Annotated in this window: 15 protein-coding genes; 13 read left to right on the top strand and 2 right to left on the bottom strand. The window is 31.6% G+C overall.

The genetic code is table 11. The features are described from left to right. Positions 1-107: 107 nt before the first annotated feature. The 3 genes from EDD63_RS07500 (at position 108) to EDD63_RS07510 (ending at position 1,901) form a co-directional block, all read left to right on the top strand. Complete coding sequence (locus EDD63_RS07500) at positions 108-731, top strand: DUF975 family protein (protein WP_166667582.1); 624 nt, start codon at positions 108-110, stop codon at positions 729-731. Positions 732-825: 94 nt separating this feature from the next. Continuing rightward, a complete protein-coding gene (locus EDD63_RS07505) occupies positions 826-1,491 on the top strand; it encodes a DUF975 family protein (protein ID WP_166667583.1) in 666 nt (221 codons plus the stop codon). After that, entirely contained in the window at positions 1,470-1,901 is a 432-nt protein-coding gene (locus tag EDD63_RS07510) for a helix-turn-helix transcriptional regulator (protein WP_134170067.1), read from the top strand. The genes EDD63_RS07505 and EDD63_RS07510 overlap by 22 nt, the downstream gene beginning before the upstream one ends. Before the next feature lie 82 nt (positions 1,902-1,983). Here the strand turns inward: EDD63_RS07510 and EDD63_RS07515 are convergent, their stop codons facing one another. Together EDD63_RS07515 and EDD63_RS07520 are read right to left on the bottom strand one after the other, a co-directional pair. Then, positions 1,984-2,286, bottom strand: coding sequence for a type II toxin-antitoxin system RelE/ParE family toxin (locus EDD63_RS07515; RefSeq protein WP_134170069.1), 303 nt, complete (start codon positions 2,284-2,286; stop codon positions 1,984-1,986). Then, positions 2,273-2,542, bottom strand: a complete 270-nt coding sequence (locus EDD63_RS07520) for a prevent-host-death protein (protein WP_134170071.1) — start codon at positions 2,540-2,542, stop codon at positions 2,273-2,275. The genes EDD63_RS07515 and EDD63_RS07520 overlap by 14 nt, the downstream gene beginning before the upstream one ends. 222 nt (positions 2,543-2,764) lie before the next feature. Here EDD63_RS07520 and EDD63_RS07525 point away from each other — a divergent pair, with 222 nt between their 5' ends. The 10 genes from EDD63_RS07525 (at position 2,765) to EDD63_RS07565 (ending at position 11,860) form a co-directional block, all read left to right on the top strand. Next, positions 2,765-4,714, top strand: a complete 1,950-nt coding sequence (locus EDD63_RS07525) for a BglG family transcription antiterminator (protein WP_134170073.1) — start codon at positions 2,765-2,767, stop codon at positions 4,712-4,714. 13 nt (positions 4,715-4,727) lie between these two features. Continuing rightward, positions 4,728-5,171 carry a PTS sugar transporter subunit IIA gene (locus EDD63_RS07530; RefSeq protein WP_166667584.1) on the top strand — a complete coding sequence of 148 codons (444 nt, stop codon included), beginning with the start codon at positions 4,728-4,730 and terminating at the stop codon, positions 5,169-5,171. Positions 5,172-5,183: 12 nt separating this feature from the next. Next, positions 5,184-5,468 carry a PTS sugar transporter subunit IIB gene (locus EDD63_RS07535; protein WP_208318310.1) on the top strand — a complete coding sequence of 95 codons (285 nt, stop codon included), beginning with the start codon at positions 5,184-5,186 and terminating at the stop codon, positions 5,466-5,468. 26 nt (positions 5,469-5,494) lie between these two features. After that, a complete protein-coding gene (locus tag EDD63_RS07540) occupies positions 5,495-6,769 on the top strand; it encodes a PTS ascorbate transporter subunit IIC (RefSeq protein ID WP_134170079.1) in 1,275 nt (424 codons plus the stop codon). An 11-nt stretch (positions 6,770-6,780) separates the two neighbouring features. Then, on the top strand, positions 6,781-7,524 hold the full coding sequence (locus EDD63_RS07545; protein WP_134170081.1) for an SIS domain-containing protein: 744 nt from the start codon (positions 6,781-6,783) through the stop codon (positions 7,522-7,524). A 101-nt stretch (positions 7,525-7,625) separates the two neighbouring features. Beyond that, a complete protein-coding gene (locus tag EDD63_RS07550) occupies positions 7,626-7,991 on the top strand; it encodes a PBECR3 domain-containing polyvalent protein (protein ID WP_134170083.1) in 366 nt (121 codons plus the stop codon). A 462-nt stretch (positions 7,992-8,453) separates the two neighbouring features. Next, positions 8,454-9,173, top strand: coding sequence for a Na/Pi cotransporter family protein (locus EDD63_RS11720; protein ID WP_279586082.1), 720 nt, complete (start codon positions 8,454-8,456; stop codon positions 9,171-9,173). Beyond that, positions 9,100-10,134 (top strand): Na/Pi cotransporter family protein, encoded by a 1,035-nt coding sequence (locus tag EDD63_RS11725; RefSeq protein ID WP_279586083.1) that lies wholly within the window; start codon positions 9,100-9,102, stop codon positions 10,132-10,134. The genes EDD63_RS11720 and EDD63_RS11725 overlap by 74 nt, the downstream gene beginning before the upstream one ends. Before the next feature lie 159 nt (positions 10,135-10,293). Next, positions 10,294-10,989, top strand: a complete 696-nt coding sequence (locus tag EDD63_RS07560) for a response regulator transcription factor (protein ID WP_134170085.1) — start codon at positions 10,294-10,296, stop codon at positions 10,987-10,989. A 436-nt stretch (positions 10,990-11,425) separates the two neighbouring features. Beyond that, complete coding sequence (locus EDD63_RS07565; RefSeq protein WP_134170087.1) at positions 11,426-11,860, top strand: hypothetical protein; 435 nt, start codon at positions 11,426-11,428, stop codon at positions 11,858-11,860. Positions 11,861-12,694: the final 834 nt, after the last annotated feature.

Raw genomic sequence — 12,694 nt, forward strand, 5'->3', positions numbered from 1 at the left:
GCATAAGTTTGGCATGTTCCTTTATAAGGAATGTGCTTTTTTTAATTTGTATATATTAAAAAATGGTATGATATCAAAAGGGTGTGTGATGTAAAATGGGGGACTCTATGTTTTCAAGAATTTTAGTAAAAGAAAAAGCAAAAGTACAAATAAAAGGAAAAAGAAAATTCATGCTTATCGATTTATATTTTTGCTGGACTTTGTTATTTGTACTATCGATAGTAATTAGTCTACTAATAGAACCAAAAATTAAAAACACAACAGTAGTAATCGTAATTATTTTTGTTATTCTCGTTATGCTACTTTCGTTCTTTGTAGAAAGAAGAACTAAAAAAACTGTAAAGTATGCAAAGAATGAAGATGCATTTTTAATACTTATTGATGAATCAGAATCATATACGTTTATTACGAAACACTTAGTTGCTTGTTGCATCATTGGGGTTGGTTTATTGTTATTTATATTTCCTGGAGTGTATCTAGCATATCGCCTAATGTTTGTAAAACAAATTGCGGTTGATAAGCCAAAATTAGGAATAGTAGATACGATAAAATATTCTTTCGAACTGACAAAAGGAATTGAATTTGATTTATTTATCTTGGATCTTTCATTTGCTTGGCGTTACATAATAATCATTTGTACATTTGGTATAGCTATGATTTTACTAGCTCCATATATCCTAGTAACAAAAGCTGTACTATATGATCAATTGTCAACAGAACCACTGTATTAGTGGTTCTTTACTGCCTTTATAGCATATGCCTTCTGTATGATTTATGGTATGATATACATCGTGTGTGGATTAAGTAATGAAAGAGAGGGAACGAATGTTTATTAGAAAAGAGTTAAAAGAAAAGGCAAAAAAGCGACTAAAAGGAAACTTAGCGAATATTATCGCACTACAGTTTTTCTCTATTGTCGCTTTTTTAGGAATGTATGTTTTTGCTTTTGGTATGATTGCAAGTAGAAATCGCCAACGAGGAATCACTATTTTACTGAGTATTGGATTTATCCTATTTCTACTGTATCTATCTGTGGTTATTATGAATATGTACGTCAAGTATGCAAAAGAGGAAGTATATACATTTTCTGATACAAAGTTAAAGACGGTGTGTATGTATGCCTTGAAAAATCTAGTAGTAGGATTACTTGTATGCATTGGAACGATTACACTTTTTATACCTGGAATATATCTACTATATCGCTACACATTTGTTAGACAAATCGCTGTAGATCAACCAAACTTAGGAATTATTAAAACTCTTCGATATTCAGCAGAACTGACAAAGGGAATCAAACTAGATATCTTTGCACTAAACTTGTCATTTTACTTTTGGCAACTACTATGTGTAGTTACTTGTGGTTTAGCAGCGTTTTATGTAATACCTTATGTGACGATGACAAATACGGTATTATATTATGAATTATCTATTGATGAAGGTAATGTGACAAATGAAGTAAGGGAGGAACATTGGAAACAGGGAATCGAATAAGAATTGCTCGTGAACATAAGCGATACACGCAACAAGAGTTTGCAAAACACATTGATGTAAAAGAAGGAATTGTAAGACACTGGGAAGCTGGTGTATTATTTCCTACGGCATATGAATTATATAAAATAGCTAAGTGTCTGGATCTAACAATTGATGAGTTCTTAAAAGATGATACACGTATGGTGAATGCAATTGAATACAATCATCGATTGCTTAAAACAACAAGAATATTCATTACGATTTCAGCACTTTCTATAATGATTACGTTATTTGCTTTGTTGTTTTCATTTGGATCAAGAGAGTTGCAAACCAACCTAATGGATTTGAATATATGGATTGTGATGTTATGTATGTTAGCTAATTTTGTGTTATTCAGTGTATATCGAGTACCTCAAAAAGAGAATCATTAAGTTCATTTTTGTTGGGGAAACACTAAATAAGAAAAAACAACAGACAAGTTTGATTAAGTTGAATTAAACCTGTCTGTTGTTTTTATATGTTTCGTCCTTGATATTGTATGGTAACGACGAGCACAGTTTTATCTATTTCATTGATACGAAAAATAACAATATACTTATCAACTAGTAACTGTTTATAGTTCTTTCCTGCATAATTTCCTTCAATGCGATCTTGATGAGACATCGGAAATGTTGACATATTCAAAATGTCGTGCTTGATTTGGTTTGTTAATTTTTTTGCACTTTCAGGAGCTAATATCGTATGTGTAATGTAATCATAAATGCTTTCCAATTCTTTTATAGCTTTAGGTGAAATAACTACTTTATATTTTTCCAAAATACTTTTTGTCTAATTCAGCAAAAACTGTTTTCGCATCAACAGGTTCTGCTCCGTTTGTGATTTCTTGTTCAGATTCATAGATAGCTTGGTCAATACGATTTATTCTGGCAAATTTATCATATAGTTCACTACTCATTATTACTAAATCGCTATATCCGTTTTTGGTAACAAATATTGGTTGATTTTCCTTATGTGCAAGGTTTGAAATTTCAGTTGTATTTCGCAAATCTTTAATAGGTACAATAATTGGCATATCGTTAAGCTCCTCTCTTTACATAATTATAGCATAATTATGTAAAGAGGTAAATAATCGCTTTAAAAGTACAAATTTATAAATAGAGTGATAGAAAATATGATGTATTCAACAAAATAATGTAAAAAAATGAATAAAAGAATAAAGTTTGCCACAAGTAAGGTAAACTTTTTTTATTGGCAATAATTTTAGGTTTCATATAATGAAGGTAGGAGATAAAAGATGATAGTTCTAACAAAACGGCAAAAAGAGATTCTTACACTTTTGGCAAAGCAAAGTGATTACATCACATTCAATGAAATTGCGAAAAAGCTAAATGTAAGTAATCGAACCATTCGTAATGACATGAAGCAAATTGAATATTTTCTAGACGAAAAGAATATTGAACTTATCAAGAAATCAGGGGTAGGTGTTTTCATAAACTGTCTAGATAATACGATGCGTGAAATTCAAAAAGATATTGATGAACCATGTATGCGAATATTATCAAAATCAGAACGTAACGATTTAATGAAGGTGTATTTGTGTCTACCACGAATTAGCACCTTTCAAGAACTAGCAGATTTCTGTTTTGTGTCAAAACAAACCATTGTTAATGATTTTGATGAAGTGATACAGGAACTTGGTGGATACAACATCTCTGTTGAGAAAATACAAGGTGTTGGCTTGCGATTGTTTGGAAGTGAAATTGATATTCGTAAGATGTTTATGCAAATCAACAACCAAGGAACGTATCAAAATGAAATCAAAGAGTTACTAACGATTCATGATGAAACTGGAATGCTTCAAAAGAAGGTAGAAGATATCTTTAATCAATTGGAAAATGAATATAACATTGTATTCAAAAATAGAGAGCGTTTTACCAATATTATCTTATTTTTCTTCCTGCGTATGAAACACAAGCAAGAATTAGCTGAAGACTTTCAATTTCCAGAAACACCAACACATGAGAGTTTGCCATTCTTTGTATCTTTTTTAACACCATATATTTCAAACAAACAAGAACGTTTATATATGAGTACAATCATGATCAGTGAAAGAATGAGTCAGTTATCAGATTTACTTCATACAGATACAAATGAAAATGATGAAGCATATCAAATCTCCATGTATTTAGTAGATTCCTTACAAGCTTTACAACCATTAGAAAAAGAAGCAGTTCAGGAAATGATAGATGGATTAACTCTTCATTTAAAAACTGCAATTCATCGTTGTCGAAATAATCTTCAAGTGAAAAATGACTTAGTTGATCAAACACAAATGATGATTTCGCTATTCTATGAATTCACACGCAAGCAATTACATAAAATTGAAAAAGATTATAATCTAGCTTTTGATGAAAATGAAATTGCATATATTGCGATGTACATTGCCTCAATTTATGAAACTGGAAATAAGGAACAAAATCTAGTGAATGTATTGTTGGTTTGTTCGTTTGGTTTAGCAACCAGTTCAATTTTGAAATCAAGACTTTCACAGTTTCTACCAGAGATTTGTATCATTGGGCCAATTGGTGAAAAACAAGCACAAGACTATATACAAAAAGAAGATATCGATTTAATTATTTCAACTAGTGATTTTGAAGCACAAGAGATTCCAGTGATTCAAGTAAACGCGATGTTGAATCAAGTCGATATTGAAAGAATAAAGAATACGTTGTATCAATTCTCTTATGCAAAGATGTGTTCGTCATTTATTAATTCAGTTGCACCTGCAATTGAGAAGTTAGAGAAACACTATATTAGTGATTACATTGAACGTTCACATATTCAAATTGTTGATCGTGTAGCCTCATGGGAACAAGCGATTCAGTTAGCTGCAAAACCATTACTACACAAAGGATATATTGAACAAACGTATGTAGAAACTATGATCTATGCGGTAAATGAATATGGGACGTATATGGTGATGACACCAGAAACAGCATATATCCATGCTGGTGTAGATGATGGAATTTATCAGAATTGTACAGCGATGTTGGTACTAAAACATCCAGTGATGTTTGGATACAACAATCCAAAACTAGTTCGTAATATCGTAATCTTAGGAATCGAAAATAAACAAGAAAATGATTTGTTGAATATTGCATATATTTTAGAGAAAGAATGGAATATTAAACAACTTGAACATAAAGAAATAACTAAAGAAATGATTTTAGACATGCATGATTAATGGAGGACTTAAAATGAATGAAATTATACGAATGAATCATATACTAATCAATCAAAAAGCAAATACTTGGGAAGAAGCGATTCGATTGACAGGACATCCATTAGTGAAAAGTCATGCGATTGATATGGAATATGTAGATAACATGGTCACAAGTGTAAAAGAGCTTGGACCGTATATTGTGATTATGCCACACTTTGCCTTAGCACATGCTGCTCCGGGTATCAGCGTACATCAATCAGAAATGTCGATTGCGACATTTCCAGAAGGGGTTTGTTTTGACTGTGACAACGATCCAGTAAAAGTACTGATTTGTATGGCTTGTATCGATAAGACATCACACATTGATCGCTTACAAAAGATTGCAAATATTTTGATGGATGAAACGATTATTCAGCGGATGTGTGATTGTACTAGTGAACAAGAATTATACGACATCATAAATACAGATGGAAAATAGAAAGGAGGCATTATGAAACATAAAATTCAGACAGTTTGTGGTTTTGGTTGTGGCTCTTCACTAATGTTAAAAATGAATGTAGAAGCAATAGCTAAAAAACACGGAATTGAAATTGATGCGTTTTGCGGAGATGTTGGAACATGTTGTTCTAATGAATGTGATGTAATCTTCATCTCTAAAGAACTTGCAGAACGTATTGCAGAAAGAACAAAAGTACCGTTAGTTGTATTCAACAACTTTATGGACAAAAAAGAAGTAGAAGAAAAAAGTTTAGCCTATTTTGAAACGATTAAATAAGAGATAGAAAAAGGAGAGTATATAATATGGCAGTATTTAATTTTATTATTAAGGAAATATTTGGACAGGGTGCAATATTTCTAGGATTGATTGCATGTATTGGTTTATTATTGCAAAAGAAATCCGCTTCAGAAGTAATTCGTGGTACGGTAATGACCGCAATGGGATTCTTTGTATTATCAACAGGGACAGGATTAATTACAGGAAACTCGATTGATGGAATTGCAACAGCATTTAATTCCATCATGCCTACAGCAGTAGAATCAACAAATGTAGATATCGGTGCATTATATGGTACAGAAATTGGAATTGTAATGTTGGTTGGATTTGGGATCAACCTATTAGTTGCTAGATTCACAAGATTTAAATCTGTATTCTTAACAGGACACATGTTATATTGGTTCCCGTTTGTATTTATCGCTGCCGGAGTAAATGCAGGACTTACTGGAACAAAATTAGTAATTATTGCAGGTTTATTTACTGCAGTATATATGGTAGTTTCACCAAACTTAATGCGTCCATTTGTAAAAGAAGTAACTGGAGATGACTCATTTACAATTGGTCACCCAACGACGATATTATCTGTAATTTCAGGGTTATTAGGAAAAGCATTTGGAAACAAAGCAAAATCAACAGAAGATTTAAATATTCCTAGTTCATTAAGTTTCTTACGTGAAGTATCAATTACTGGATCTATTGTAATTGCGATTACATATATTGTAATGTACTTTATCTTACAAGGTAATGGAATGGATCCTGCAGTTGTATGGGGATATGCAGAATCAGGAACAACAGCATTTAGTTACATTTTCACACACGCAATTTACTTTGGTGTAGGGGTTACGATTATGTTACAAGGGGTACGTATGTTAATTGCAGAAATCGTGCCAGCTTTCCAAGGAATTGCAGAGAAATTCGTACCTGGTGCAATCCCAGCATTAGATGTACCAGTTATCTTCCCTTATGGACCAAATGCATTAATTATTGGATTTATCGTAGCGATGATTACATCAACAATTACGATTATTCTTACTGCAGGAATGTTCCCTACAGTAATTATTCCACTAACATTCACTTGTTTCTTTGAAATTGGATGTGCGGCAATTATTGGGAATGCCACAGGTGGAATTCGTGGATGTATTATGGGAGCAGCAGTGAGTGGTATTATCATGGTTCTTCTTGTTGGGTTTGGAGCATACTTCTTTAACGATACGATCCAACAATGGATGCTTGTATATGGAGGACAAGATTTCTCACTATGGGGTATTCTAGAAGGATTGTTTGCACGCTTATTTGTGTAATTGGATAGTCTATGAAATTTGCCTATTTTGATAACATCAATGAGTTATTAAAACTTGTTGAAGAAAAAGAACACGATGGAATGGAAGCGAGTGTAAATCTACTATATGAGTGTATTCAAAGAAAGAACAGTATTTATACCTTTGGTGCAAGTCATGCAGGAATTATAAGTGAAGAGTTATTTTATCGTGCAGGTGGACTTATGCTATTTAATCCGATTTTTGGACGTGAGATGATGTTAGATACATCACCAATTACGCTAACTTCACAAATGGAACGTACAGTTGGATACGGGACAGCTCTTGCTAATAGTAAAGTAAACTTTAAAAAAGGGGATGTCTTAATTGTCCACTCTGTATCAGGAAGAAATCCAGTTGCATTAGATGTTGCAGAAGTAGCAAAAGCAGCCGGTGTCCACATTATCGTAATTACAAATGTAGTATATTCAAAATCAACAACATCACGTCATCCAAATGGAAAACGATTATTTGAATATGGAGATATCGTATTAGATAATCATGGGGATATTGGAGATGCTTGTGTAAGTATTGAGGGACTCGAGCAAAAAGTATCACCAACATCCACAATTATTGCTTCAAGTATGATGCATGCAATTGTAGCGAGTCTTACACAAAAACTAGTGGATACAGGTATGAAAAAACCACCAATTTTCTATAGTGCAAACTTAGATGGTGGAGATCAAAGTAATCAAGAATTATACAAATTGTATAAAGATGAAATCCACTATAAATTCTAATATTAGATTGAAGATGACATGTCGTTTGATGTGTCATCTTTTCACTGTATACATTTCATTTTCTTATTGAAAAAATAACATCTGAAACATATAATTTAGTTATGGATAAATCAATAAAAGTTGGACTTTTTAAACAAAAATATAATACAGTTTTAAATACAAATTTTCCAATATATGACATTGTTAAGTCAAATGGATTGAAACACCATTTGATAAAGAATAATCACAGTAATTGTCTATGTTATTTAGATAAGATAGAAGAAATATTACATGATCCAACATATATTGGTCAAAATGCAAGACACTCTAATAGCATAGAATTAATAAAAAGATATGACGATAATATACTAGTTGCTATGAAACTAGATAATAAACATGGATGTTGGTATGTGGCAAGTGTGTATGATGTTCCAGAAGAAAAAATAATAAGAAGACTGCATAGTGGACGCTTAAAAAAATATAAGTGAAAGTTATAATAATAAAAGTGATTATAGTGTGTCAAGTTATTTTTGAGGTAGTTGTTAATTGAATTGACAGTTTTTATTCCATATCTTTATTATGCTGAGTTCAAGAGTCAAATATTTGACAAACAAATTAAACTATAGTATATTTTAGATACCAAAAATGGTGATTAGCAGTATATATTTGAAGTAGAAAATGGTTCTCTACACACCTAGTGATAGGTATCTGAGATGATGGATACACCGCCCATCCAAATGTATATTGCTTACATAGGGTGATCAGAAATGGTCACTCTTTTTTTGTTATATATATACTCATAACTGCTTTATTTATCGTTAAATATAGTTATCCAGGGGTTTTGTTAATTTTCTGTTAACAATGTAAATATTTGTTAAATAAAAAGATACCATATGTTTCAATGTGTACTGTTTAAACAGTGCAATTTTATAAGCGCAAATGAGGTATGTATGAATTTTTTAAACGCTGAGTTTATTAAGTCTGCTGTACTGGTTTTAGGTGGTTTAGCATTGTTTATTTATGGAATAGATTCAATGAGTGAGGGACTCAAAAGTATTGCTGGATCAAAGATTCGTGACTATATTGAAAAATATACGAGCAATCTATTTATGGCTGTACTTGTAGGGACAATTGTTACTGGAGCCCTTCAATCATCAACTGCTTCAACAGTGATTTCTATAGGGTTAGTTAGAGCTGGATTAATGAAGTTGGAACAAGCCATTGGGGCAAACATCGGTAGTTGTTTTACATCGATTATGATTGGTATGATTATTGAAGATTATGCATACTATATTATCTTTATTGGTGTTTGTTTGATGTTACTAGTAAAAAAGAAAAAGTGGACATATTTAGGAAAAGTATTCCTTGGATTTGGTTTATTATTTGTAGGTCTTCAAATTATGGGAGATGAATTAATTAAAATTGCGGATACTGCAATATTTAATGATGCAATGGTATTCTTAGGAAAAAATCCATGGTTGGCATTATTAGGTGGAACCATTGCTACTGCAGTATTACAATCATTTGCAGCGGTTGTGGGATTGTCCAAAACTATTTACCACAGGGATTATTACGCCTGTAGCAGGTGCTGCATTCATCTTTGGATCAAATGTAGGTACAACACTTACTGCAATCATTGCGGGTGCTGGAGGGACTGTATCAAGTCGTAGAGCTGCATGGTTCCATGCGGTGTACAATATCGTCGGTGCCATCTTAGGAATGATTTTAATGGTGCCATTCTTATGGTTAGTTGATTGGGTGAATTCTTTTATTCAAGGTTCACCAGAAATGTGGATTGCCCAAGCACACTTAATCTTTAATATTCTATCTACAATCTTGATCTTACCGTTTGTTGGCTACAGTGTAAAACTATTAAAGATGTTAATTCCTGGAGAAGATCGTCAAGGTGCGAAAATCGAAAGTATTGATAACTTAGATTTCTCTTTAATTGAAACATTACCTGCAGCAGCACTTGAGGTATCAAGAAAGAATACGCTACGTATGGGTCGTAATACATCAACCATTATGGATATGAGTAAACGTTACCTTGAAAGCAAGAGTTCAGAAGACTACGATGAAATACAAGAAGTAGAAGCAACTGTTAATAAGTATGATGAAACATTATCCAAATACTTATCAGTGATTGTGCAGCAACAAAACCTTGCAAAAGATCAAACCAAAGAGTATTCACGTAACTATGTTGTTGTTAAAAACTTAGAACGTATATCCGATTTATCGGTTGTATTATCTCAATTCTATAAATTAGTGTTTGATGAAAAAGAAGGATTCTCAACTACTGCAAATACAGAACTACACAAAATGTACAGTCTATTAGAAGAAATGTTACCTGCAGCTATGAATGTATATGCAGATATCGATAAAGAAGAAAATGTAAAAAAAGTTGGAGAAATTCATCTACAACTAAAAGAACTTGAAGAAGGATTTAGAGATAGCCATTTTGATCGTATCGTCGACTACTCATGTAAAGACCAAGTAGCAGCATCAATTTATGTAGATATATTATCAAACTTAATGCGTATGGGTGAACATATACTAAATATCGTAAATAACTCAGTTTCTAAATCACAAGTGATTTCTAAACACGTAGAACCAGAATTAATTGCAGCATAAATATAGACAGTGGAAGTTAAATTCCATTGTCTTTTTACATACATAGAGTAACAATGAAAAATAAACCCTAATTCCTTTGAGATTTTACGTGTTGTTTGTTACTATTTGGTTAGTGTTATTTGTGCCTTCAGTGTGAAGTTGAAAGGTATTGTGGAGATAATGAGGGTACATGCAGAAATAAAAAGAATAATAGTAGTTGATGATGAGAAAGAATATACATCAGCACTAGCAAAGAAGTTAAAGAAAGAAGGCTATAAAGTTGATTGTTTTAGTGATCCGGTTAAAGCGATTTCGATGGCTATAAAAAAACCATATGATTTAGTAATTTCCGAATATAAATTCGAAAATATGGACGGATTTCAATTGGTTGGAATATTACAGGGGATTATGCCAACATTACATAGCATCCTCTTAACAAAATGTTTAGATGAAGCTGTAGAACTTCGAGCGATTGAAAGTGGAATTGATCAATTTATAAATAAACAAAAAAGTATTGAGGTAGCGGTAAAATATATTGTAGAAATTCTAAATAGAGAATATCAACAAGTTTTTACTCCAAGAGAGTTGATTTCACAAGAAGAAGGAATTGTCTTGAATACAAGAAAACGAGAAGTTTATAAAGATGATCAAATTATTGATGTAACAAAAAAGGAATATGATTTACTTTTATTATTCTTAAGCAACAAAGGGGTTGCATTAAGTCGAGAAGCAATTGCAGAACAATTGTGGACGACAGAAATTGAAGAGATTGATTTGCGAGTTATTGATGGACATATCAATCGGCTTCGAGCAAAGTTAAATTTGTTTTGTATTAACGCGATTCGTGGATATGGCTATAAATGGAATGAACAGTAATTTTTATATGAATATACACATATCGTAATCAAATCAACTTCATTTGTATGTGATGGATGTTTCTAGTTTTACCGATTTAGAAAAAAATTCACGTATTTATAAGGAAATACGTGTCAAGTAGGCACAAATAACACATAACTTCTTTTGTGCTTCATATAACAAATAATACATACTATTTATACAGAAATGTGTTTGATTGCACTTGTGTGGATTGTTATAATGCCTTTGATAGAGATAGATCTATCATTCTATAAGCGGGGGTTCCCTTCTTATTAAAACACACACACAAAGGAAAAAGGTACTCTTATATAGGGTATCTTTTTCCTTTATGAAGTCTTTCTCATTTTTGACATAAATTGAACAATTATCATGATTCTTCGTGTTTTTGTTTAGGGTTAACCTACGTATAATGAATAATTGAAAGAGAGGATACGAAATGAAAAAGACAATTATTGGGTTATTACTTTGTTTGATATTAGTTGGGTGTTCAGGTTCTTCAAATAAAACAGTATGTACATTTAGCAAAGGATCTGATTCTTATGAAATCACAATCACAGAAGATAGAGAAAAAATCGGTCATGTTAATTACACAATAACAAGTGTTGATGAACAATATAAAGATCTAAAAGAAGATGACGTTAAAAGTTTTGAAACACTTATGCAACAACAAGTAGATGGCAAAAAAGGGATTGAAATTGAAGTAGATGCAAAAGATGATGCGTTAAGTATAACGTTTAAACTTGATATACAAAAATTAGATACGATTCCAGATGTATTATTAAACAGTGGAAAATCATTAGATGAACTAAAAGTAATGACAGTAAAAGATTTCAAGAAAACGCTCGAAAATGAAGGAGCAACTTGTAAATAAAAAAATGCTAGCTCAAGTGTATGAGTTAGCATTTTTTTGAGTATGCACAGAATCATCCATATAATAAAGTGTAAAAGGGATACGTTTTATACAGATGTCTATTTGAATTAAAATGTATGCACATTAATACAATACATATAATTATTTTACAATTTTGATTTTGTGTGTGTTGGTAATTTCATTTAGTAATTTGTACGTATATAAGGAGTATACGTTCTATAGGTTTGGTTGAATCAAAGCAGTTGATATATCCTCCTTTCAGCTATCAATAATTAAATACATACTGCATTATGGCAAGTTTTGACAATTTCACAAAGATAATGAATTCCCTTTACATTCATAATTGAAAAAGTCTGTAATTATGTTTATTGACCTTCACATGATATATTTGGAAAGCTAGACAATTTGAGAAAAACACATCAAGTGAAGCGTCAAAATGATAATCACAAAACTTGTTATTATCATCATTTAGAATTATAGCAACGGATATTTATACATTACAAAGTTATATTTGTGTATTTTGTTCGTATTGTTCATTAATTGATTTTAAAAACAAGAGAGCCTATGTGAAACGCGATAAATAAAGGAGTTTTCGATACTTTTATGAATTGTGTTTTCAGGTTTACAAACCAAATATAGGCTATAAAAAGAAAATACTATTTATACAAATTTCATGATTCGCATAATTCTAATAATAGACACAATAAACACATTGAGATTGATAAATGTGTTTGTTAAGTGTGCTTCGGCGCTTTATTCTAACCAAACGTAGTCACATTATTTCAACCAACAGCACCTTATGAAAGTCGAATTTAATTATCCTTTCTATATTTA

It is taken from the genome of Breznakia blatticola (genome assembly GCF_004365815.1).
GTDB lineage: Bacteria > Bacillota_I > Bacilli_A > Erysipelotrichales > Erysipelotrichaceae > Breznakia > Breznakia blatticola.